Below are 22,363 nucleotides of genomic sequence, written 5' to 3' on the forward strand. Positions count from 1 at the left end.
TCAGCGGAACATCGTCACTGCGGCCTTGGCGAGGACCTTCGGATCCTTCTCGTAGTGATGCATCTTGGTGAGCTTGTCTTCCGGAATCCCCAGGAACTTGTAGACGGCCACCTGAGCGCAGCGCACCGAGTACTGCTCGGTGAACACCATGTCGAACGGCAACTCCGCGAACTGACTGATGAAGGCCAGGTTCTTGGAGTGCTTCGGCACCACCAGCGGCCGGTCGCCGACGGCTCGCCGATTGAACAGCGCACTGGCGTAAGGCATGTGGCTGGGAATCGAATTCACGACGCTGTCCATAATCTCTTGTCGGCGCGCGGCGAGCGCACCGCTCTCGTCGAGTGCCTCGAGATGCCCGAGAGTCTCTTCCAGCATTTCCCGGCCGGTCATCTCGATGAACGGCTTCTTCACGTAGTCGCCGTCCTTGCGCGGGAACAGACAGTAACCCCAGAAGACTCCTTCGTTCTCCTTCTGCGCGTGGTAGTGCGGCTGATGGTGAACCACGATCGACAGAAGCACGTTCGAGTCCACGAACGTGTTGAGTGCATTTCCGGGGAGCTGCTTGATGATTCGGGAAATCTCGTTGATGAGCTCGTGTGACGAAGTGGTGACGGTGAAGCTGGTCCACTCACTCTGCGCCCGGTCCCCGAAGAACTTGTCGGGATTCCCAAGATCGTAGAAATGCTCGGTGGCCTGCTTCCACAGCAGCGCACTCGGTGCGTATCTCATGTCTTCGACGATCGGGGTGTCGAGATCGCCGATCGACGAACTGTCGGTGATGCTGCCGTTGGTGTCGAAGACGAAATCGCCTTCCGCCACGTCGATTCGGCCCTTCTCGCCGGTGCGGACGTTCTCGTAATCGAGTCCCGTCACGATGATCTCGTCTCGAAGCGGGGTGTCCTTGAACACGAACTCCGTGATCTTCAGTTCGTTGACGAACTTCACGCCCTTACCTTCGAGGAAGGTCCGCATCGGCAAGATGATGCTCTCGTACTGGTTGTACGGGGACCTGGTGACACCCGCAAGCGTCTGAATGCGGCTGAACTCGAGAATCATTCGGTTCATGTACCGGCGAAGCTCCATCGCCGAACTCACCCGCTTGAAAGCGAAAGTGGTCTCCCACATGTACCAGAAGTTGGTGGTGAAGAAGTGCGGAGTGTCCTCGAACCACTGCTCGATGCTGATGTCGTCGAGTTTTGCCTCGTCCGACTCCGGCATCGTCATCAGCTTCGTCAACAAGTACCGGTCCTTGTTGTCGAATTGCATGTGCTTGTAATCGTTCTCGCCCTTGTTGCGAATACCGTCTCGGTCGATCAACCGTGCGACGTCATGCGTGGGGTGCGCGTGGTCGAAGTCGAGAATGTCATCCGTCACCGACTTTCCCGGGTTGTCCAGCGACGGAACCGCACTCAGTATGTCCCAGAGGTTCTCGTAGGTTTCCTCGTTGAGCATGCGGCCGCCGCGGTTGATGAAACCCGCGTCGTTACCGAGTTCGCGATGGCCGTACTGGTGCTGAAACGTAGCGGCGGATTCGCCGTCGTTCGCTCCGTGCATGTCCAGGCCCATGATGGTGATGTCCTCACCGTTCCACTCACCGTCTCGAATCAGATAGACGGCAGCCGAGAGGTTTCCGATGCCGGCACCGATCATGTAGGCCTTGTGAGACAGATTGGAAGACATTGGGTTTCGTTCCTTACTCGAGTCGCGGTACGGATACCTTCCAAGCATGGACCCGTTTGCCCGCAGGCGCATCACCCGAACCGGATGACGTCCGTCACGGTCGCTGAAGGCGCACCAGATCGAGCGCAAAACGCACGTAGTCACGTGCAATTTCCTCGGGCGTTTGCGGCCCACTCGGCCGATACCATTGCGCGACAGAGACACACATCACGACAATCGCACGTGCGGCCTGTCGCGGCCGATCCGTCTCGAACACACCGGCGGCGATTCCGTCGTCCACTTGCTTCGTCATCAACCATTGCTGGTAGTTGCGTGATTCCGTGATGCGCAACCTGTTTTCGGCTGTGAGACTGCGCATTTCGCTGGCGCCGAGGAATCCTTGATCACGCCGATAGATATGGAACAAGGTCACACATTCGACAAGGAAAGCCAATCTTTCGTCGGGACTTTCGCCCTCTTCGATAGCCGCCAACGATCTCGTGTTGAGTTCAGCCATGGTGAGGTCGAGAATTTCGGCCAACATCTGTTGCTTGCTGGAATAGTGGTGATACAGACCCGGAACACTCATCTGCGCACGTTTGGCGATCTCACGCATCGCAGCGCCGTGATATCCGGTCTTCACCATCTCCGCGAGCGCGGCAGCCAACACCGGATCGAACGAACTCGGACCGAACCTTCGCCACTCGTTCGGGCGAAAATGTGCGTCCGGGTCGGCGTCGTCGCCTCCCCATCGCGGCTGTTCCGGCGGACGCACTATCGCAGCCGGGAGCAGAGCGTCGAAACGCACTCCGAGAATCCCGCCGATTGCCGCCAACCGGTCGACGCTGACTCTGGTCTTTCCGGTCTCGACAGCGCTGAGGGTAGCCGGGCTGACATCGAGACGCCTGGCCAATTCACGCAGCGAGAGCCCGCTGTGACGCCGCGCTTGCCGGATCGACGCCCCGATCAGGACAGCATTCTCAAATTCGGTCACAGTGTTCAGTATTGCCGAACATAGGATTTCCAACAATGCGATGACCACGGAAATCTATGAACGTGTTGACTACTAGTTATCGGCCTGAACATGATGTGGATCACAAAGACCCAGGTCCGCCCGAGCGATCGTTCGGTGTCGGTAGCGAGAGGATCGAATCACCATGACCGAGGCGCCATATCTTGGAGAACTCCTGCGCGACGCACCCAGCAACTGGGGCAAGTGGGGAGAGTCCGACGAGGTCGGTTCACTGAACTACCTCGACGCCGGACAGGTGCTTCGTGGCGTCGGAACCATCAAGCAGGGTTCCGTGTTCACACTCCAACGTCTTATCGGCGATCCCAAGGGTGATCCGGTCTGGCCGGGACGGAGCCCCGCCGAGCGCACACAGATCTTCGACGAGAGCAGCTGGGACGGCGACGACGCCCCCAACTTCCCCGGCGGCCTGCATTACGCGGACGACAAGATCGACGCGTTCCTGCAGGGCTCGACGCAGTACGACGCACTCGGCCACGTCTGGTACGACGGCGCCCTGTGGAACGGATACTCGGCTGATACCACTGTCGGCGGCCTGGAGAAGGCCAGCGTCGAACCGATTGCCGACCGCGGCGTCGTCGGACGCGCAGTACTTCTCGACATGGCGAAGTTCCGCGGCAAGGAAAACCTCGACAAGGCCGAAACCTTCACGCACCATGATCTTTTGGCCTGTGCCGAAGCGCAGGGCGTCACCATCGAGAAGCGTGACATTCTCGTCATCCGCACCAACTTCCTCAAGCTGTTCTTCGACCAGGGCGAAGCCTTCTACGAGGGCTTCTGCGAGCCCGGCTTGATCTACAGCCCCGAACTCGTCCAGTGGTTCCAGGACATGGAGATTCCGAACCTCGTCACCGACACCATTGCCAACGAGGTCACCACCGACCCCGAAAACGGTGTGGCACTGGTGCTTCACAACGCTCTGATGCGCAACCTCGGTGTGGTGTTCACCGAGATCTGCGATCTGGAGAAGCTGGCCGCGGACTGTGCGTCCGACGGCCAGTACACGTTCTTGTACGTCGCCGCACCGCTCAAGGTTGCCAAGGCCAGCGGCTCTCCCGTGAATCCGGTTGCCATCAAATGACATACGAAGATCGCCCTTGGTTGGCGTTGTACCGCAACGACGTTCCCCCCGACATCGACGTCGAACAGCCCACAATGCTCGAAATGTTGGCGGCGACGGTTCGCTCTGATCCGGACGCCACGGCTGTGAAGTACTTCGACGGTCAACTCAGTTTCGCTGAACTGGATCAGCAGAGTGACGCCCTGGCCCGCGCACTACGAGCAGGTGGTCTGGCGAAGGGAGACCGTGTCGCACTCTTCCTGCAGAACGTTCCGCAATTCGTGCTCGCCCTCGCCGGAATCTGGAAAGCCGGCGGCGTCGCAGTCTCGATCAATCCCATGAGCCGTGAACGAGAACTGGGATACCAACTCGAAGATTCCGGAGCAGCGGTTCTGATCGCTCTCGAGGGGCTCTACGAGTCCGTCGGCCGCAACGTCGTCTCCGACTCGCCGGTCAGGCGAGTAATCACCACCTCGGAACTCGAGTACCAAAGCCGCAACGATCCAAGGGTTTTCGACGGAATCGTGAAGAAGGACCTCGGTACCGACGATCTCGCGACGCTGATCGACCAGCATCGTCTCGGCGATCCGATCACTACCGACGCTGCACCGGAAGACATTGCGGTACTGACCTATACGTCGGGAACCACAGGTCCGCCGAAGGGAGCGATGACCTCTCACGCGAACATGACCTTCAACGCCCAGGTCTACCGTGACTGGCTGGGGCTCACCCCGAAAGACACGGTTCTCGGCGTAGCACCGCTCTTCCACATCACGGGGTTGATCGGTCACATCGCGGTGTCCGTCTTGGCGAGAATGCCGCTGGTGCTGGCCTATCGCTTCCAGCCCGAGGTGATGCTCGACGCGATTCGTGAGCACCGCCCGACATTCACAGTCGGCGCCATCACTGCATTCACCGCACTGCTCAACACTCCGGGTTGCGCGCCCGAAGACTTCACCTCCATGCGGTTGCTGTATTCCGGCGGCGCACCCATCTCGCCGACAGCCGCCGAGGCAGTCCGCGCCATGACCGGTGCTGCGCTGCACAATATCTACGGGCTGACCGAGACCACGTCGCCCACTCACGCCGTTCCCGTCGGGGCAGACACGCCCGTCGACCCCACGTCCGGGGCACTGTCCGTCGGCGTTCCAGTACCCAACACCGTGGTCCGCATCGAAGACGAGGGCGGTGCGGTCCTGCCGATCGGAGAGATCGGCGAATTGGTCGTCCGTGGTCCACAGGTGGTGCGCGGTTACTGGAACAAGCCGGAGGAGAGTGCGTCGGCCATTCGCGACGGGTGGTTCCACACCGGCGACGTCGGTTTCATGGACGAAGCCGGCTGGTTCTACGTCGTCGACCGTAAGAAGGACATGATCATCGCGTCCGGCTACAAGGTGTGGCCACGCGAGGTCGAGGACGTTCTTGCCGAGCACCCCGCAGTCCGTGAGGCGGCAGTCGTCGGGATCGCCGACGAATACCGCGGTGAGACGGTGAAGGCGTTTGTCAGCCTCGTCGCGGGGGCGTCCGTCACCCCGGAAGACCTGATCGATCACTGCAAGCAGCGGATGGCGGCGTACAAGTACCCACGCTCCGTGGTGCTGGTGGAGGAACTGCCCAAGACCGTCACGGGCAAGATCTTGCGACGGGAGCTGCGCACGACCTCCTGATCACAGGGCAGCGGGCGGACTTCAGGTCCGCCTGCTGTCTGATCGCGCACAGTTTTAGGTCGACCACGCAATCGGGGTAATGGAACAGTAATATGTGCTGAGTACCCACGGACAAACGGGAGACATCAGTGAGCAAGTTCGGACGTAAGAAGCAGCCCACGCCCAAGAGCTACCAGTGGCTGGCCATGACCCTCATCGCGTTGTCGCTCTCCGTGTCGATCGGGATTGCCGCCAAACCCTCCTGAGCTCCGCGAATCCGAAACTTGTAACCCCGCGTCCATCTGCACATGGGCAAATAGGTGCGATTCGGACGCTTAGCTGTTCTAACTTTCCTTCCGTCGTGTCACCTCGGCACCGACGGAGAGGATCAACTCACCATGCGAAGCTCACGCTTCGGCGTGCTGGCCGCTGCCGGCGCTGTCGGACTCGTGCTTGTCACCAGCAGCGTTCAGTCCATCGCCACGGCGTCACCGTTCGGTTCGCTCGACGCCGGTTCGAGTTCCGGTTCGACAGAGACACCGACCGTCAGCAACGGCGGTTTCACCTCCAAGACGCCCTACACTCCCGGTCAGCGCATCGCCGACTATCAGGCGCCGCCGACCGGATACATCCCGGTGTACACGGAAAGCGTTGCGCGCCATGGCTCCAGAGCACTGTCGAGCCTGAAGTACGACGACCTGAGCCTGCAGCTGTGGGAAATCGCCGAAGCCGAGAACGCATTGACTCCCGTCGGCAAGGAGTTCGGCCCGGCGCTTCGTGATCTCATGGCAGCCAACAAGAAGCTGGGGTACGGCAACCTCAGCGGACTCGGGGTCACCGAACATCGGCAGCTCGGAGCGCGCGTCACCGAGCGCCTCCCGCAATTGTTCGACGCCATCGCAGCGCAACAGGGCACCATCACTTTGACTTCGTCGGGCGTCGACCGTGCCGTGGACAGCGCCGAGAACTTCGCTCAGGGCCTGACCGGTGCGTTTCCGGCCGTCGCCGGCGATGTTGCGCCGGTGACCACGGATGCCGACCTTCTCTACTTCCACGACTCGGATGCAAACGCCGACTACAAGGACTACGAAGAGTCCGATCCTCGACTGAAAGCCGTCGACGACCAGATCGCCGATCTTCCCCGCACCCGCGAGGTCTCGCGGCACATGATGCTCAGGCTCTACTCGGAGGACTTCGTGAACCGGCTGAGTGCGGGCGAGTTCTCACTCGTCGACCGTGGCAAGGGTTCCAGCACGATCGACAACGAGGTCGACGCCGCGTACATGCTGTACAACACGTACATCATCACTCCGGGCATGGCCGAAGAAGGCAAGTGGAATTTCGAGCGGTTCATCGACTCCGACGACGCTCAGTGGCTCGCGTACACGAACGACGCCGAGGACTTCTACGCCAAGGGCCCTGGCTTCACCGGTGAAGACGTCACCTACCGGATGGCAACCGTCCTGCGCGACGAGTTCCTGCGCGGGTTGCAGGAACACACCGGCGACGCCGCCGTGCCGGGAGCGGACTTCCGATTTGCACACGCAGAAACGATCATCCCCTTCGCTGCGCTCCTGAAACTGCCGGGAAGCACCGCCTCGCAGGCCGAGGGCGATCTCTACACCTACGCGAACAACCCCTGGCGCGGAGCGAATGTCAGCCCGATGGCCGCCAACGTGCAGTGGGACGTCTACGCCGGACCGGACGGTGAGCGGCTGGTCCGAATGCTCTACAACGAGCGCGAGACAGCATTTGCTGCCCCGTGCGCTCCGGTGAGCGCCGGGAGTTTCTTCTACACGCCGGCCGAACTGGCCCGCTGCCTACCGGAGATTTCACCGGCGGCCTGAGGTCCGACAACTCGGGATCCAGCCAGCGGTCGACGAGGGCGCGCCCATGCCTGGTGCAACGCCAGCATGCGCGCCTTCTCGTCGTCTTCCATCAACAAGGCGTCGCAGATACGTACGATGACCGGAGCCGAAACACCAACGGACGTACCCTGTTCCAGCCGCTGATAGTGATTGAAACTGATGTCGGCTATCTGCGCGACATCACGCCGACTGAGGCCGTGCATGCGGCGAGCACCCTCGCAGCGCATGCCGACCTTTTCGGGCGCAAGACTGTTTCGTTTCTCGACGAGCATCTGGCTCATCAACTGACGCGCGCTCGACCCGTTCACGTCGCCACCTTTTCCATCCCTGAAATATGCTTTCAACTAACACGTTTCAGAATATGGGATGGGACGGGCACGGCGGTATCTCCGAGATGACAGATAATCACGCGATACCGCCAACCCTGTGCCCGTTCAGGCTGTGACGATCAGGGGCCGAAGATCAGGCTATGAACCTGCCGATCGTCGGATTCGACTGGCAGATGGGACTACTGCCCCAATTGATCGAACCGAACGCCGTCGCAACGACATTGCCGACGCCAGTATTCACCGTCGCAGAGAGATACGGGTACGCCCCTACCAGGTCGACGATTCCGGACTTACCCGTGTCGGTGTTGACCCACGCAACGGTCACCTGACCCGCCGCCGGAATGGGCGCGGCTGCCGGGAACGAATCGAAGCGAATATCACCCTTGGCGATGGGCGGATTGGACTCTGGTCCGGACTGGCCGGTGAGCCCGGTCAACGAGGCCAGTGACCCCTGATTCGGGCACCCGATGGTGACGGCGGCGCCGCCGAAAGGGTGGGGCGGATCAGCCGAGGCGACTCCGGCGAACATGACGCTCGCGGCAATCGGTAATCCGATGGCCGCAAAAACCCCGGCCGTGCGTGTGACGCTCATAGCTGCTCCTCGGGTCGACAACACTTTCCGGATACCCCTGGTACAACGCCCGAAACGATGGAAAGTCGACTATTCACACCCCTAGACAACGCGTGTTGTCAGAACTACAGTCGGTGGTGCAGCTCACACCTACCTCTGCAGCGCGCAGACCAGTCCCAGGGAGTGTTCAGATGAAGCGCTACGACCTCCGCAGTCGCACGGATCGACTCGATCCCGAAACCGATTACGAAGAGATGTCGCGCATTCTCGCGGCGCAAGAGTTTCCCTGGGACATCAATCAGGCGCTCAGCTTCGCCCTTTTTCGCACGTACGCCGTTCCCTCGATCGGCAAACTTCTCTTCTCCACCGGGGAGTTCACCGACAAGGTTCAAAAGCGCTACGACGACACCAGCCTGATCCTCGACGCCATCCTCGAGCACGGCCTCAGCAGCACCGAAGGCCGCAAGAGCGTGCGTCGTATGAATCAGATGCACGGTTCGTACGACATCTCCAACGACGACATGCTCTACGTACTGGCAACCTTCGTCGTCACCCCGGTCAGATGGCTCGACGAGTACGGCTGGCGGAAGATGACCGAGAACGAGATCGTCGGGTCGACGAACTACTACCGCCACTTGGGCAGGTACATGAACATCAAGGACACGCCGGACACCTACGAGGGGTTCGTCAGACTTCTCGACGACTATGAGCGCGAACACTTTTCATTCGACTCCGGAGCGCGTGCCGTCGCCGATTCCACCCTCGACCTGATGTGCACCTTCCCGCCCAACAACCTGGCGCCGAAGGCTCTGGTCAAGGGATTCGCGTTCGCCCTCATGGACGATCACCTACTCGACGCCTTCCACTACAAGCACCCGAGCACCGCGATGCGCGTCGTCTCACGCGGCGCGCTGAAAATCCGTGCGCGTCTGCTGCGGTTCTTCCCGGTGCGCACGAAGCGGAAATTCGCCCGCGAGCTGCCCAACATCCGCAGCTACCCGAACGGTTACAAGGTCGAAGACCTCGGCACCTTTCCCACGGGATGCCCGGTCAAGCACCTGCAGGCAGACCAGCAGGCCCAAGCGTAGGTGCGTTGGGATACATCAGATTCACGGACGAGTTTGTCTGCGGGACGTTCAGGAGGCGATGGTCATGATTCCGATACCGCCGTACGGACTCGGTGACAGTTGGAAGATCTGGACTCCCTGGCTGGTTCCCATCGTGGAGTGGTGGAACTCCTGGCACCCTGCGCTGGGCTGAATCGCCTTTCTCAGGCCTGAATGAGGGAGGAGTCGCGACCAGTACGACGCAGAGTGATCAATTCATGGTTTGTCTCGACGTCGAGTCGACGCCCCTCTTCTTCGAACTCCATCAGCGCATAGAACCTGCGTGCGCGATCGTTGAGTGTGTAAACCTCGAGTGTCACCTCGCCGTGCATGGTTGTGGCGTGTTCGACCAACGCCCGACCGACACCCAACCCTTGCGACGCCGGCGCGACGAACAGTCCCCCGATCTCGGAGCCGATCATTCCCAACAGGCCAACAACTTCGGAGTTGTGCTCAGCCACCCAATTATCGGCCTGGATCAGATAGACCTCTCGCATCTTCTGCTCCCGTTCGCCCGTTCCCTCGCCTGCAAGGAATGGATGGGCTTCGCGGGCAGCGCGCGACCACAGGTCGACGACCACATCCTCATCCGAGGGTATGTAGCGGCGAATGATCAGATCCTGGTTCACAATCCGACCATACCCTCCGGCATCAGAGAGATAGCCGGCGCTGAAAGTGACCAATTCTCGGTTCAACGCACGACGGCCTCGACGTAAACCAGTGGCAACAATTCCATTCGTTGCCACCCCACAATTACTGCCTTGTGCAAGGGTGATCCGATGACTGACGGTGATCCGACAACTGAGCGCGGAGGCCCGGCATCGTGGTGGAAGGTGACAGCGATTGTCATCGCAGTGCTTGTCGCTCTCACATGCGGCGTCATCGTGTGGTCCTTTATGCCGCCGGTTGTGTACTTTCCATTCTTTGCGCTCGCCGCCTCGGTATTACTCGGTTTGGGTGGAGTGTGGTTGATACTCAGCCTGATTGGCTGGATGAAGTACAAAACGCTCCGTTTGAGCACGATCGCGCCGGTGGTAGTCCTCGTCACCGGCGCGCTCGTGACCTTGTCCGTCCCTTCGCGTGTTGCGTTTGCATTGTCGAAAGATTCGCTCGAAGCAGTGGCGGCGGATTGCCAGAAGTCGTTGGACAACCGAACAATTGGCGTCTACCGGGTCCTGCAGGTCTGGCCCGTCGGCAACGGGTGCCGCTTCCACATCGAGGGCGGTCTGATCGATTCGATCGGACTGGCGTACTTACCCGACGGCGCACCATATCTCGGCAAGCCCCGCCGCGACGGCGAGATCGGATACCAGGAGTTCGACGGCGACTGGTACTCGTTCGTTCAAGCGTTTTAGCGGCGCGCAACTAGTCGACGAGCTTGGCCTTCAGAAGTGCGATCGTGTCCGCAGTGAGTCCGAGACCTTCGGTGAGATAACCGTCGACGGTTCCGTAATCGCTGGCTATCTGCGCGAGTCCAGCTTCCAGGTATGACGCATCGACACCGAGGGCTGGCTCGAGATTGGTCGCTACTTGCGGGCTCAGGGCCTGAGAGATCTGCGCAAGGATCTTCTCGTTGGTCGCCTGAAGGTAGGTGTTGCTCAACAGATAGTCGTCCATGATCGTCTGGGCGGGGACACCAGCGATGGTCTGCAGCAACATCGCGGTCCAACCCGTGCGGTCCTTGCCTGAAGTGCAATGGAACAACTGCACCCCGTCACCAGCAGCGATGTCCGAGAGAACCTGCTTGAAGCCGGCGCGGCGCACAGGGTCGGTGACAAAACTGCGGTTGGTGTCGACCAAGAACTGCTTGGCCTCTTCCGGCGACTTGATCGTTGTGGCGAGCTGAGTGAGATCCTTGAACTCGATGGGGATGTTCGTGTACGTCACACCGTCCGGGAGCTTGTCCGCGCCACCGATGAACGGGTTGGAGATCTCGGTTGAACCGCGCAGGTCATAGGCGTCGGCAAGTCCGAGGCCGGTGAGCGTCGCCTTGTCTGCGTCGCTGGTCGCGGTCAGCGCATTGGACCGGTAGATGACGCCGCGCTTGAGGTGCGAGCCGTCGACGGTGGCGTATCCCCTACCGTCATTGCCGGCGACGTCGCGAAAGTTGGCCACGGAGGCCAAGTTCGGTGTCGGCGCGAGCACAGGATCGAGCGAGCCGAGATCGACCGATCCCGTGTTGAGAGAGCCCAAGTCGAGCGGGATGGCCGTGGCGGGAGCGGCAAACAACAGGCCTCCGGTGACAACAAGTGCGGCGGCCTTCGCAGTGCGAGCGAACAACATTCGTGAGCGTGTGGACATGTGGCAGTGTCTCTCTCTGTGGTTTGGGATTTGCGGTTTGGTGAGCTGGAGTTACGGTGCGACGTCACCGATTCCGGTGAACCCGTATCGCTGATGGGGTCCGATGACTGCTACTTCGAACAGGCCTGTCCCGGTGCGAGTTACGCCGTCTTCTACAAGGATGAACCGGGCCAAGTTGTCGACCGGGCACAGCATCTTCTTCCACGGTTCGATGTCCGAAACCTTCTCTCGCAGGCCCTGAACCACCAGTTCTCCCTGCCACATCCCGTGGCGCCAATCCTGCTCGAGTCCGTAGCCCGTACCGACACCGATGTAGTTGGGCAGAATCGGTTCGCAGGTTATCTCCAGGATGTGGTCGGATTCTCCTGGTGCACCGGGACGCCGGAAGTACAGAGTTCCGCTCTTCACCTCGCGGGTGCCGGAAATGAAGGTGAGCTGGTGGTCCGGTCGACCCAACCACTCCGACTCCCGCGAGCGGTCCGCCCAGACGCGCGTCGCATCCTCCAGAATGCGGCGTCCCTGCGGATCTTCTTGAACGACCGTGACGACGGTGAAGTCCCCGAATTGCATGATCGAGTAGATCCAGAAGAAGTTCTGACTGCCGGCGATCGACGGATCTGCCTTGCGTCCAGGAGGTTCCGCCTCGCCGACCGGTCGAACACCCCAGGATCGATCGCGATTACCCCGCCACGTCTCCGGGGTGACCGGGATGACGTCGCCGTCGACGGTCAGGGATCCGGACCATGTTCCGGTCTGCACGAATCGTTGCGTGTCGAAGGTGACTCGTTCGAGCTGGCGATGGAAATGTCTGGCCTCGAGATTGGCGGGGCCGTCGGACTCGAAGGTGAGGTCGAAGCTCAGGTCCGGCGCTTCGGGACTCGGGTCCAACACCACCCGCAGACGGTGCAGACCCTCGATGATCTCGATCCTCAACGGGCCTACTGAAAGGTCCATACGATCGTCACCCAAGGCGCGGGATGCCCGGAAGACGATATGGTCGTCGCCGCGCCGAAGAACCGCAAAGCCGTCGCACACACCAAGATTGGGGTACTGACCGAGACCGATGATGAGAAACAGCGGCTCGCTGTCGCCGTCGACGCCAGCATGGCAGTTGAAGTAGTAACGGTCGTAGAAGTTTCGATCCGAGGTGCCCACGTGGCGGATGGTCTCGGCGATCTGATGTACCGGGTAGTCGTCGAGCGGGGACAGTGTCATCGTGCATCTCCTGTTGCGGCCGACGCTGTTGTGAGCGTGGCTGTAGCGAGCGATTCCCAATAGGTGCCGTCGAGCATGGCTTCGAGTGTCTTGTGGTGCAGGATCATCTCGTCCGGGTTGGCGGGGAATTCCGCCTGACCGAAAGCCACTGCGCGACTTTGGACTCGGAACATGATCACCGCATGCCGCAACGCGGCGTACACGATGTAGAAATCTAGATCCGCAACCTGGTGGCCGGAAAGCGAGCCGTAGGCCTCTGCCACGTCCTCGCGACGAAGGAAATCCGGCATTCCGGGGAGTCCGGCCATGGCAGCGAGATCCTCGAAGAACCTGTGCTGGAAGATCATCCAGCCGAGGTCCAGCTCACGCGGCCCCAGTGTGGCCATCTCCCAGTCGAGGACCGCCGCCGGTTCGAAGTCGCGGTAGATGACGTTTCCGATCCGCGAGTCACCCCAGCAGAGCACTGCGGAACCGGCATCGGCGGGAAAATTCGCTTCGATCCAGTCGAAGCCGCGCTCGATCAACGGAGATCCCGGTCCGTCGGCTGTTGCCCACTCGTAGTAGCGTCGCTGGTCCTCGATGTGCGAGCGAAGTGCTTCTGCCCCAGTCGGTTCGGCACCATCGCGGCACAACTCGGGGAGAGCGAGGTGTGGATCGGCCATAGCGTGCAACTCCGCCAGCACTCGGACCGAGGACTGCTGGAGCCGAGAACAGTCGGCCGCTGAAGCCTCCGAGAGCCAGGATCCGAACGTGTACGGCATGACGTCTGGCGGGATTTCGCCGTCGCGCCGTTCCATCACGAAGAACTCGCCGCCGAGCGCGTCCGGGTTGCTCTCGGACCAGTACACGCGCGGGATCGGCACCGACGTATGAGCTGCGACGGCGCTCATGACCCGAAACTGCTGGTCCAGGTTGTACGACGGGAAGATCGGCACCGCACTGTCTCGCGGGGCGATGCGGGCGACCAGGCGATGCTCGGCTCGAACCCCGTCCTCGATCCACGTCGCATCGAACAGCACGGTCTCGTTGGACATGCCGTTCGCAGCTGGCACCTCGACCGAGGTCACGGAAGGTTTCGAGCCTCGCCACAGCACGCTCGCGAGCCAGCCTTCGAGGCTGCGTCGCATCTCTGCCGGGTCATTGCGGGATTCGCCGGGCCTGGCGAATTCGGCGTAGTCGGGATCTCCGCCTGAGGTTTCTGTTTCGGTTCGAAGGTTCATCACCACTCCTCGTGGTTCGGTGGCGCCGATGCGCACGTGCCGATAGTCGATACAATATGTATCGACTAAAGCCGTGACAGAATGTAACGGCCATCACAGCGATACCGCAAGGGATTTGCCCAAAATGTCCAAAGATTCCGAAACTCAGCACCGCCTGGGCCCTCAGCGAAACCCTGCAATCGACGACGCAGTACTGGACGCGACCAGGCAACTGTTGGAAGAAAAGGGGTACGCCGGCACATCCATCGACGCCATCGCCACGCGTGCCGGAGTGGGGCGTCCAGCCATCTACCGTCGGTGGCCGTCGAAGGCACACATCGTCAACGACGCGATCTATCCGGTACTCGACGTCGAACAGGGCGCGGACATCGACACCGAACTCGGCGCCGAGGGCACGATCGCGGATCAGATTCGCGCGCTTGTGCAGGGCGCGGTGGCACTGTTCGCCGCTCCCGCCACCCGAGCCGCGGCGCCCGGACTGATGAGCGAAGTGCGCACAAACGCGGAATTACGCGACGTTCTCGTGGTGCGGCAACTGGCCGGAGTCCGCGTCGAGCTGAACCGTCGACTGGAAGCGGCGAGGGAGCACGGCGACATCCGAAGTGGCGTCGACGCCGACGCTCTCCTCGACATCATGGCGGGCGCGGCCATCTTCGCGCTGTCGGTTCGTGACGTCTCGGACCCGGGACCGTTTGCCGATTCTCTCGCCGACATAGTGCTGAACGGCATACTTCCCAGCACCTAACCTGCTGGCGCCGTGCGGGTTTGGTCTAACCAGTCGAGGGACTGCCCATGGCCACCAGCTAGCCCGCGGGGTGTGCCGTCAAGAGAGACAACAAATTTGCCACGGCGCGACTCTGGTGATGCCGTCAACTTGGCATCGACTTCGGGCAGAACCCCAAGACCTTCGTTGGCTATCCAGTGGCATGGCAAAGCACGAACAGTTTCTGCGAATTCCTCTCTGGCAGTGAGGGTCAGATAGTTGAGGACTGCACTGTGATAGACCACGACCGTTGTGTTCTGTGGCGCACGCCGGACCAGATCGGCAACAGCCGACGTGAGATCTCCGCGAACCAGATGAGGCGGATCCACACGAGCGAGTGCCGCTGCGTCGCGCAATCGCCGCCGGCGGTGGTCCTGTTCCGGCCACACAAGACTCTCCAACCATCTCATGTCGTCGGTGTCGCCTACATCGAGTGGGTTCAGGTCGATGCCCGCCCGGTACACCACGTCTGGGACTCTCTCCGGAATTGGTGGACTGCCGGTCGTCGCACACTCCAGCAGAACGGTGGACGGACCATCGACTGGATGCAGATACTTTGTGCCGTCGTAGAGAAAGCTGTAGCGGTCAGGGTAAAGGCACAGGCCCGCCGAAGCACCGACTTCGATGAGGGAGAGCGGGCCCTTCAACAACCCGAGAACGGGAAGCAACACAGCAGCGCGGCCTGCTTCATTGGTCTGGGTAGTCCGGATCCGCGCAAGTTGTTCAACCGCAGACCAGTTCTCCCTCAGCCACCGGCGAAACGACGCATACGGCGCGACCGGTGCACCGAGGTGACGGCTCGCCCCGAATATCAGGTTGGGTTGCCTGCGGGGTTCTGGAAGTCGATCGATCAGAGCGAGGACTGCTGGATCCTCCGATACGCCGTTGCCCCATTCCTCGTAGACCTCGGAGTTCCCTCGGGCTTCCACTTCCGCGAACGATCGGTACCAGCGCGATGTGTCCACCGTCGATGTCTACCGGATGCGGCATAGGTCTGGGAACCCGTGGTCAACTCTCTGCCGACTATCCTGTGGGGCATGACCGAGCCTGTAGCGACCGCTGACCTTGCCGACGAGATCGGACCCGACATCCGTAGCTGCGACACGCAGTTCACCCAGTTCGGTGGACGTGAAGTGTTTGCCGGCCCCATCACCACCATCAAGTGCTTCCAGGACAACCTGCTCGTGAAGCAGACCCTCAGCGAACCGGGCAACGGCGGAGTCCTCGTGGTCGACGGTGACGCGAGCATCCACACCGCCCTGGTCGGCGACATCATCGCCGGCCGCGGCGTCGACAACGGCTGGGCCGGAGTCATCGTCAACGGAGCTGTCCGCGACTCGGCGATCCTGCGCACCCTCGACATCGGCGTCAAGGCACTGGGTACCAACCCGCGCAAGAGCACTCAGACCGGTTCGGGCGAGAAGAACGTGCCGATCGAAATCGGCGGAGTCACCTTCAACCCCGGCGAGATCGTCTACAGCGACCAGGACGGCGTCGTCGTTCGCGAAAGCTAGTCAGAAGTCGCGGGATCAGGCGGGGGCTTCCACTTTGGCGGCCATCCCGCCGATCTCGACGACATCGCCGTCACGAAGCTGGCGGCCCCGACGATCTTCGACCTCACCGTTGACCGAAACCATGCCGTCGGCGATCACTTCCTTGGCCTCCGCGCCCGATTCGATGAGGTTCGCGAGCTTGAGAAACTGACCGAGCCGAATCATTTCGTCGCGGATGGGTACTGCTGGAATGTTGTCGGTCATGTCAATCATCTTCCTCCTCCCACAAAACTGGACACGACAGACCACACTTAGCGTGAGGATCTGATCGACCGGTAGGAGAGGAAGCTCGATGGCACCATTGACCGAGGTATCGGACACCACTGCAGAGCTGGTGGAATCGCCACCCGAAAATCCGCGCCAGGCGCGGCGATTCCGCAAAGGGCGGTTCAGCCAGGTTCCCCATATCTCGGGATTGATCCTCGGAGTTTTCTCCGTACTGGTGTTCCTGTGGAGCATCTCGCCGGTTCTGCGGCACATCCTCCGCGTCCCACGCGAATACATCGACAGCTACTACTTCGACGCACCGGATACGAGCCTGTCGTGGGCGCTCGTCGTCGCCCTGCTCGCCGCGGCCCTCGCGAGTCGCAAGCGCATCGCCTGGTGGCTGCTGACGATCTACCTCGCGCTGATCACCCTCACCAACATCGCCTCCACGATCGTCGACAAGAACCCGAACAACGCCGTCGCCGCTGTCGTTCTGCTTGTCGTGATCGGAATCCTCATCGCCGCGAGGCCCGAGTTCTACACACGCGTACGACGCGGCGCCGGTTGGAAAGCGCTCGGCGTACTGATCGGCGGCATGGCTGTCGCGACCGTGATCGGTTGGGGCCTTGTCGAACTCTTCCCGGGCGACCTGCCGCAGAACCAACGATTCCTGTGGGCCCTGAACCGCGTCACCGCGGCGGCTTCGGTCGACAACGAGGTATTCGACGGCCATCCACGCGTCTTCGTCAACACGGTCCTCGGTCTCCTCGGCGCCATCGCACTACTCGCCGCAGTTATGACGCTCTTCCGCGCGCAACGCTCCAACAACGCCCTCACCGGCAACGACGAGTCCGCGATCCGCGGGTTGATCCAGAACTTCGGCGCCGACGACTCCCTCGCTTACTTCGCCACCCGCCGCGACAAGGCCGTCATCTTCGCGCCGAGCGGCAAGGCCGCGATCACGTACCGCGTCGAGATCGGCGTCTGCCTCGCCAGTGGTGATCCCATCGGCGATCCCGAGGCGTGGCCGCACGCCATCGAAGCGTGGCAGGACCTGGCCTCGCAGTACGGCTGGGCGACAGCCGTCATGGGCGCCAGCGAAACCGGGGCGACGGCGTACAAGAAGGCAGGCTTGAGCGTCCTGCAACTCGGCGACGAAGCGATCCTGCGCACCCGCGAGTTCAACCTCAACGGACGCGACATGCGCCCGGTACGCCAGGCCGTCACCCGCGTCAGGCGCCACGGCGTCACCGTGCGGATGCGACGCCATCGCGACATCCCGCCCGAGGACATGGCGGCCGTCATCATCCGCGCGGACGACTGGCGTGACACCGACACCGAGCGCGGCTTCTCCATGGCGCTCGGCCGACTGGGCGATCACCTCGACGGCGACTGCCTCCTCGTCGAAGCCGTCATGGGCGAAGGCACGGAGGACGAAAGCGTCGTCGGCATGCTTTCGCTCGTGCCGTGGGGACCGAACGGCGTTTCGCTCGACCTGATGCGCCGTAAGCCGACGGCGCCCAACGGTGTCGTCGAATTGATGGTCTCGGAGTTGGCCACACGTTCGGACGAGATCGGCGTCGTGCGGGTCTCGCTCAACTTCGCCGTCTTCCGCTCGGTGTTCGAGGAAGGTTCGCGCATCGGCGCCGGCCCGATCCTCCGCATCTGGCGCTCGGTGCTCGTCTTCTTCTCCCGCTGGTGGCAGCTCGAAGCGCTGTACCGCTCGAACGTGAAGTACCAGCCGGATTGGGAGCCGCGTTTTCTCTGCTTCGAGGACAACCGTGAGCTTCCACGCGTCGGATTCGCGTCGGCCATCGCCGAAGGCTTTGTGGTGCTGCCCAGTTTCGGCCGCAAGTCGAGCCAGGTCGTCAAGCACACCGGAACACATGCGGCGGTGCCGGCAGCTCTGGTGACTTCCGAAGGACTGCACGCCGACGGCAGCCCGCCGGACTCGGCGCCGTCGTTCACGACCAACGGTCCGCGTCGACCCGAGCAGGTCCGGGTGCGCATGAACAAACTTGCGCAACTGGCCGACGAAGGAATCGCCGCCTACCCCGTCGCCTATCCGCCGACGCATACGATCGCGGCCGCAGCGAAGTCGCCGGAGGGCACCCGCGTACGCATCGCGGGACGCCTGCTGAGGGTTCGCGACTACGGCGGAGTCGTGTTCACGGACGTGCGCGACTGGTCCGGCGACATCCAGGTTCTGGTCGACCAGGACAACGTCGGCCGCGAGAAGTTGGCGGAGTTCGCTGCCGAATTCGATCTCGGTGACCTGATCGAAGTGAGCGGAACCATCGGGCGCAGCCGCAAGGGCGAGCTGTCGCTCATCGCCGTCGAGTGGCGCATGAACGGCAAGTGCCTGCACCCGCTGCCGGACAAGTGGAAGGGCCTCTCGGATCCCGAGACCCGAGTCCGCCAGCGGTACCTCGACATCGCCCTCAACCCGAAGGCCCGCGAACTGCTCGAGGCCCGAAGCGCCGTCGTGAAGTCGCTGCGCGATTCACTCGGTGGTCGCGGATACCTCGAAGTCGAGACCCCGATCCTGCAGCAGGTGCACGGCGGCGCGAACGCCGCTCCGTTCCTGACGCACATCAACGCGTACAACCTCGACCTCTATCTCCGGATCGCACCCGAGCTGTACCTGAAGCGCTTGTGCGTCGCGGGTATGGAGAAGGTGTTCGAGATCGGCCGTGTGTTCCGTAACGAGGGCGTCGACTTCAAACACAATCCCGAGTTCACGATCCTCGAGGCCTACGAGGCGCACAGCGACTACGAGGGCATGATGCGGATGTGCCGCGAGCTCATCCAGGCGGCGGCCGTCGCAGCCTTCGGGCGCGAAATCATCATGCGACCCGGCCCGGACGGCGAATTGGTCGAGGTCGACATCTCCGGCGAGTGGCCGGTGAAGACGATGCACGGCGCCGTCGCCGAAAAGCTTGGTGTCGACGTCTCCCCCGAGACGAGTCTCGAAGACCTGCAGAAGCTGTGCGACGCCAACGAGATCCCGTACCAGTCCAGCTGGGATACCGGCGCCATCGCGCAGGAGATGTACGAGCACCTGGTCGAGGACTACACGGAGTTCCCGACGTTCTACACCAACTTCCCCACCTCGATGTCTCCGCTCACCCGGCCGCATCGCAGCATCCCCGGCGTTGCCGAGAAGTGGGACCTCGTCGCATGGGGTGTCGAACTGGGAACCGCGTACAGCGAGTTGACCGACCCCGTGGATCAGCGCAACCGGCTCACCGAGCAGTCGATGCTCGCGGCCGGCGGTGATCCAGAAGCGATGGAATTGGACGAGGACTTCCTTCAGGCCCTCGAACACGCGATGCCGCCGACGGGTGGTCTCGGGATGGGCGTCGACCGAATCGTCATGCTGATCACGGGTGGCAGCATCCGCGAGACGCTGGCCTTCCCCCTCGCGAAACCGCGTCAGTAGTCCGGATTCTCGCGTGCCGGAATTGTTCCACGTGAAACCACCGGGCGAGATCTTGCAGGTCGGCGAGGGCCGACTTCATGTTCTTGCCGAGGGCGACGGCCCCGTCGTCGTCCTGTGCGGCGGACTGGCGGGCAACTGGTTCGACTGGGATGACTGCGCGCGTCATCTCCAGTCGGACCACACCGTCGTCCGCTTCGATCGCCCGGGCTTCGGACTCAGCGAGCCGTCTTCCGACGTGCCGACCGTCCGCGGCGAAGCTCAGCGGATCCGCGACGTGCTCGACACTCTGGGACTGACTGGTCCGGCCGTCGTCGTCGGCCACTCCATCGCCGGCTTCTACGCCGAAGGCTTCGCGCGACTGTTCCCCGATCGGGTGGCGGGGATGCTGCTCCTCGATTCCAGTGCCGAGAAAGAACCGAAACGTCTTTTCCCCCGTGACCTGCTGCTGATCGCCTCCCGGGCCGCCGCGGCTTCGTTCAGCACAACCGGGCTCCAACGACTCCTCGGCACCACGACGCGCAAGATCCTCAACCAGTCCGTGCCGCCGAGCGGGTCGTCCGAAGCCACCCTCGAATGGGTCAGGAAGATCTACCGCGAGCCTCATTATCTGGAGGCGGCGATGATCGAATACGTCGCATACACCGATATGGCGCTGGAGCTCACCGCTTTACGACGCTCGAGCAAGCATCCACTGCCCGACATCGACCTCAGCGTCGTCGCCGCACACACTGGCCACACCACTCCCTGGTCCATCGCCTGGATGGCAAAGCAGCAGAAACTCGCCACCTACCTCGGCGGGAGTTTTCACGTCCTGCGCCCGGCGCATCACCACGCGATGATCGATCAGCCCGAGGAGTTGGCGAACTTGATTCGGCGCCTCACGCAGCCGAACCCTCGGGAATGACACTTCAACGTACAACTCGGACAGTAGCCGGATCATTGCTAGGCTCGGACAGCTTCTGCTTTCTACGACAGGCTGACCATGGATCGTTCGACAACCCGGGTGCGCTCGTCGCTGATCTTCGTCGCCATACTCGTTGTCGCACTCGCCGGCATCGCCGCCCGTCCGCCCGGGTTTCTGTCGACCTTCTGGCCCGCCAACGCGATCCTTCTGGGCATTCTCCTTCGTAACCCGCGCTCGTTTGCGCCGATCGGACTCGCTGTCGGCGGCGCTGCGCTGCTGACGGCGGATCTTGCGACCGGAAGTCCCGTGCAGAGGGCCTTCGAACTGAATGCGATCAATCTGGTCGGCGTCACGACAGGATTGATCGCCGCGAACTTGCTCGGCTGTTTTCCGCGGCGGATCTCCGAGACGAAGTACACGACCAGAATCTTCGTCGTCTCGGTTCTGGCGTCGTTCACGGCTGGGTCCGCCAGCGCACTGCGCACTCAACTCCACGAAGGAAGCGGTGCGGGAACGGAATTGGTGGGTTGGTTCTTCGCCGACCTGTGCACCTATCTGATCGTGCTGCCGATCCTTCTTTCCGCACCTCCGTTCGACCACGTCCGTCGTACGTTCGGGCCGTCCGTGCGGCAGAATCTGCGACTTCGACGGGTCGCCCAGATCCTTCTGCCGCTGGCAGCGCTCCTCGCCTGCCTCCCGCTGGCCCTCGAAGTGCAGGGAGCCCTCGCATTGCTGCTTCCGATGCCGGCGCTCTTGTGGTGCGCGATGCGCGTCTCGCTGTTCAGCACTTCGCTCCTCGCGGCTGGGTGGAGCGCGTGGGCGCTGATCATGGCGGGCCAGGGGCGGTTGGCCCTGGCCGATCCGGTTCATCTGCTCAGCGAAGGTGTAACCACCAGAATCTCCGTCATCTTGATGGCGCTCTCCCCCATCGCCGTAGCCGTCGCCACGGGCGCACAGCGACGCGCTGAACGTGAACTCCAACGCATCGCCGAATGCGACGCCCTGACCGGAACGCTGAGCCGACATGCGTTCTGGACCCAGTCGCAGGAACTCCTCGACACCCAACACACAGCGCGAAAATCGATCGCCGTCATGATGCTCGATCTCGACCACTTCAAATCGATCAACGACAACCTCGGCCACCTCACCGGAGATTCGGTCCTCGAACAGTTCGGAAACACCCTCCTCGCCACTACCGAAGGACTGGGACTGTCCGGTCGCCTTGGCGGTGAGGAATTTGCCGTCGCCGCCGCCGACTGCACATTCGAGGAAGCAATTGCCCTGGCAGAACGCATCAGACAGAGGCAGGAGGCGCACTCCCGATCCATCCGCGGCTTCGCCGGAACGGTCAGTATCGGAGTCGCCTGGGTAGATCAGGCAATGGCCGAGATGGACGCTCTGCTCGACATCGCCGACACCGCCATGTACCAGGCGAAACGCGAAGGCCGAAACCTCGTGGTGGCCGTCGATCTGTACATGGCAAGGTGAC

The 22,363-nt window shown here is 62.1% G+C and carries 20 protein-coding genes; 10 read left to right on the forward strand and 10 right to left on the reverse strand.

Annotation, left to right across the window (positions count from 1 at the left end; translation table 11 throughout):
• A complete protein-coding gene (locus QM596_RS27265) occupies positions 1-1,752 on the reverse strand; it encodes an oleate hydratase (protein WP_349307331.1) in 1,752 nt (583 codons plus the stop codon).
• Positions 1,753-1,774: 22 nt separating this feature from the next.
• Positions 1,775-2,653, reverse strand: coding sequence for a TetR-type transcription factor C-terminal domain-containing protein (locus QM596_RS27270; RefSeq protein WP_387403808.1), 879 nt, complete (start codon positions 2,651-2,653; stop codon positions 1,775-1,777).
• Positions 2,654-2,816: 163 nt separating this feature from the next.
• Between QM596_RS27270 and QM596_RS27275 the strand changes: the two genes are divergently transcribed.
• The 3 genes from QM596_RS27275 to QM596_RS27285 all read left to right on the forward strand — a co-directional run bounded on the left by QM596_RS27275 (position 2,817) and on the right by QM596_RS27285 (position 7,242).
• A complete protein-coding gene (locus tag QM596_RS27275; protein WP_003943547.1) occupies positions 2,817-3,770 on the forward strand; it encodes a cyclase family protein in 954 nt (317 codons plus the stop codon).
• Positions 3,767-5,416, forward strand: a complete 1,650-nt coding sequence (locus QM596_RS27280; RefSeq protein WP_283310362.1) for a class I adenylate-forming enzyme family protein — start codon at positions 3,767-3,769, stop codon at positions 5,414-5,416. The genes QM596_RS27275 and QM596_RS27280 overlap by 4 nt, the downstream gene beginning before the upstream one ends.
• Positions 5,417-5,793: 377 nt before the next feature.
• Positions 5,794-7,242: a histidine-type phosphatase gene (locus tag QM596_RS27285; protein ID WP_283310363.1), complete on the forward strand. Its 1,449-nt coding sequence runs from the start codon at positions 5,794-5,796 to the stop codon at positions 7,240-7,242.
• Here QM596_RS27285 and QM596_RS27290 read toward each other — a convergent pair.
• Both QM596_RS27290 and QM596_RS27295 read right to left on the reverse strand, forming a co-directional pair.
• A complete protein-coding gene (locus QM596_RS27290) occupies positions 7,188-7,571 on the reverse strand; it encodes a helix-turn-helix domain-containing protein (protein ID WP_070384744.1) in 384 nt (127 codons plus the stop codon). The two genes, QM596_RS27285 and QM596_RS27290, sit on opposite strands and share 55 nt — an antisense overlap.
• A gap of 154 nt (positions 7,572-7,725) precedes the next feature.
• Positions 7,726-8,184 carry a hypothetical protein gene (locus QM596_RS27295; protein WP_019746277.1) on the reverse strand — a complete coding sequence of 153 codons (459 nt, stop codon included), beginning with the start codon at positions 8,182-8,184 and terminating at the stop codon, positions 7,726-7,728.
• 170 nt (positions 8,185-8,354) lie between these two features.
• On the opposite strand from QM596_RS27295, the gene QM596_RS27300 reads away from it, so the two are divergent.
• Positions 8,355-9,251, forward strand: a complete 897-nt coding sequence (locus tag QM596_RS27300) for an oxygenase MpaB family protein (protein ID WP_283310365.1) — start codon at positions 8,355-8,357, stop codon at positions 9,249-9,251.
• 182 nt (positions 9,252-9,433) lie between these two features.
• Here the strand turns inward: QM596_RS27300 and QM596_RS27305 are convergent, their stop codons facing one another.
• Positions 9,434-9,898 (reverse strand): GNAT family N-acetyltransferase, encoded by a 465-nt coding sequence (locus QM596_RS27305; RefSeq protein ID WP_283310366.1) that lies wholly within the window; start codon positions 9,896-9,898, stop codon positions 9,434-9,436.
• A gap of 150 nt (positions 9,899-10,048) precedes the next feature.
• Between QM596_RS27305 and QM596_RS27310 the strand changes: the two genes are divergently transcribed.
• Positions 10,049-10,624 (forward strand): hypothetical protein, encoded by a 576-nt coding sequence (locus QM596_RS27310; RefSeq protein ID WP_283310368.1) that lies wholly within the window; start codon positions 10,049-10,051, stop codon positions 10,622-10,624.
• Positions 10,625-10,634: 10 nt separating this feature from the next.
• Here QM596_RS27310 and QM596_RS27315 read toward each other — a convergent pair whose 3' ends face one another.
• The 3 genes from QM596_RS27315 to QM596_RS27325 are packed head-to-tail and all read right to left on the reverse strand — an operon-like array spanning position 10,635 to position 14,005.
• Positions 10,635-11,570, reverse strand: coding sequence for a tyrosine-protein phosphatase (locus QM596_RS27315; protein WP_019746272.1), 936 nt, complete (start codon positions 11,568-11,570; stop codon positions 10,635-10,637).
• A 51-nt stretch (positions 11,571-11,621) separates the two neighbouring features.
• Positions 11,622-12,785, reverse strand: a complete 1,164-nt coding sequence (locus tag QM596_RS27320; protein ID WP_283310369.1) for an Rv3169 family protein — start codon at positions 12,783-12,785, stop codon at positions 11,622-11,624.
• Positions 12,782-14,005, reverse strand: coding sequence for a phosphotransferase family protein (locus QM596_RS27325; protein ID WP_283310370.1), 1,224 nt, complete (start codon positions 14,003-14,005; stop codon positions 12,782-12,784). Before QM596_RS27325 ends, QM596_RS27320 begins: the two co-directional genes overlap by 4 nt.
• 124 nt (positions 14,006-14,129) lie before the next feature.
• Between QM596_RS27325 and QM596_RS27330 the strand changes: the two genes are divergently transcribed.
• Complete coding sequence (locus tag QM596_RS27330; RefSeq protein ID WP_283310371.1) at positions 14,130-14,750, forward strand: TetR/AcrR family transcriptional regulator; 621 nt, start codon at positions 14,130-14,132, stop codon at positions 14,748-14,750.
• Here the strand turns inward: QM596_RS27330 and QM596_RS27335 are convergent.
• Positions 14,747-15,733, reverse strand: coding sequence for a DUF2332 domain-containing protein (locus tag QM596_RS27335; protein ID WP_097388085.1), 987 nt, complete (start codon positions 15,731-15,733; stop codon positions 14,747-14,749). The two genes, QM596_RS27330 and QM596_RS27335, sit on opposite strands and share 4 nt — an antisense overlap.
• A 72-nt stretch (positions 15,734-15,805) precedes the next feature.
• Between QM596_RS27335 and rraA the strand changes: the two genes are divergently transcribed.
• Positions 15,806-16,282: a ribonuclease E activity regulator RraA gene (gene rraA, locus QM596_RS27340; protein WP_003943552.1), complete on the forward strand. Its 477-nt coding sequence runs from the start codon at positions 15,806-15,808 to the stop codon at positions 16,280-16,282.
• Between the two features lie 15 nt (positions 16,283-16,297).
• Here the strand turns inward: rraA and QM596_RS27345 are convergent, their stop codons facing one another.
• On the reverse strand, positions 16,298-16,525 hold the full coding sequence (locus tag QM596_RS27345; RefSeq protein ID WP_003943569.1) for an RNA-binding S4 domain-containing protein: 228 nt from the start codon (positions 16,523-16,525) through the stop codon (positions 16,298-16,300).
• A gap of 88 nt (positions 16,526-16,613) precedes the next feature.
• Here QM596_RS27345 and lysX point away from each other — a divergent pair, with 88 nt between their 5' ends.
• The 3 genes from lysX (at position 16,614) to QM596_RS27360 (ending at position 22,362) form a co-directional block, all read left to right on the forward strand.
• A complete protein-coding gene (lysX, locus tag QM596_RS27350) occupies positions 16,614-19,970 on the forward strand; it encodes a bifunctional lysylphosphatidylglycerol synthetase/lysine--tRNA ligase LysX (protein WP_019746266.1) in 3,357 nt (1,118 codons plus the stop codon).
• Positions 19,971-19,983: 13 nt separating this feature from the next.
• Positions 19,984-20,874, forward strand: a complete 891-nt coding sequence (locus QM596_RS27355; protein ID WP_283310372.1) for an alpha/beta fold hydrolase — start codon at positions 19,984-19,986, stop codon at positions 20,872-20,874.
• Positions 20,875-20,952: 78 nt separating this feature from the next.
• On the forward strand, positions 20,953-22,362 hold the full coding sequence (locus tag QM596_RS27360; protein WP_020905658.1) for a GGDEF domain-containing protein: 1,410 nt from the start codon (positions 20,953-20,955) through the stop codon (positions 22,360-22,362).
• The last annotated feature ends 1 nt before the right edge of the window (position 22,363 follow it).

The sequence above is a fragment of the Rhodococcus sp. IEGM 1406 genome (assembly GCF_030056745.1).
Lineage (GTDB): Bacteria > Actinomycetota > Actinomycetes > Mycobacteriales > Mycobacteriaceae > Rhodococcus_F > Rhodococcus_F erythropolis.

Bases quoted from the DNA above. Each gene is read 5' to 3' on its own strand.
- QM596_RS27295 (WP_019746277.1), bottom strand. From the start codon at position 8,184: ATGAGCGTCACACGCACGGCCGGGGTTTTTGCGGCCATCGGATTACCG.
- lysX (WP_019746266.1), top strand. From the start codon at position 16,614: ATGGCACCATTGACCGAGGTATCGGACACCACTGCAGAGCTGGTGGAA.
- QM596_RS27315 (WP_019746272.1), bottom strand. From the start codon at position 11,570: ATGTCCACACGCTCACGAATGTTGTTCGCTCGCACTGCGAAGGCCGCC.
- QM596_RS27300 (WP_283310365.1), top strand. From the start codon at position 8,355: ATGAAGCGCTACGACCTCCGCAGTCGCACGGATCGACTCGATCCCGAA.
- QM596_RS27330 (WP_283310371.1), top strand. From the start codon at position 14,130: ATGTCCAAAGATTCCGAAACTCAGCACCGCCTGGGCCCTCAGCGAAAC.
- rraA (WP_003943552.1), top strand. From the start codon at position 15,806: ATGACCGAGCCTGTAGCGACCGCTGACCTTGCCGACGAGATCGGACCC.
- QM596_RS27320 (WP_283310369.1), bottom strand. From the start codon at position 12,785: ATGACACTGTCCCCGCTCGACGACTACCCGGTACATCAGATCGCCGAG.
- QM596_RS27280 (WP_283310362.1), top strand. From the start codon at position 3,767: ATGACATACGAAGATCGCCCTTGGTTGGCGTTGTACCGCAACGACGTT.
- QM596_RS27360 (WP_020905658.1), top strand. From the start codon at position 20,953: ATGGATCGTTCGACAACCCGGGTGCGCTCGTCGCTGATCTTCGTCGCC.
- QM596_RS27265 (WP_349307331.1), bottom strand. From the start codon at position 1,752: ATGCGCCTGCGGGCAAACGGGTCCATGCTTGGAAGGTATCCGTACCGC.
- QM596_RS27325 (WP_283310370.1), bottom strand. From the start codon at position 14,005: ATGAACCTTCGAACCGAAACAGAAACCTCAGGCGGAGATCCCGACTAC.
- QM596_RS27285 (WP_283310363.1), top strand. From the start codon at position 5,794: ATGCGAAGCTCACGCTTCGGCGTGCTGGCCGCTGCCGGCGCTGTCGGA.
- QM596_RS27275 (WP_003943547.1), top strand. From the start codon at position 2,817: ATGACCGAGGCGCCATATCTTGGAGAACTCCTGCGCGACGCACCCAGC.
- QM596_RS27310 (WP_283310368.1), top strand. From the start codon at position 10,049: ATGACTGACGGTGATCCGACAACTGAGCGCGGAGGCCCGGCATCGTGG.
- QM596_RS27345 (WP_003943569.1), bottom strand. From the start codon at position 16,525: ATGACCGACAACATTCCAGCAGTACCCATCCGCGACGAAATGATTCGG.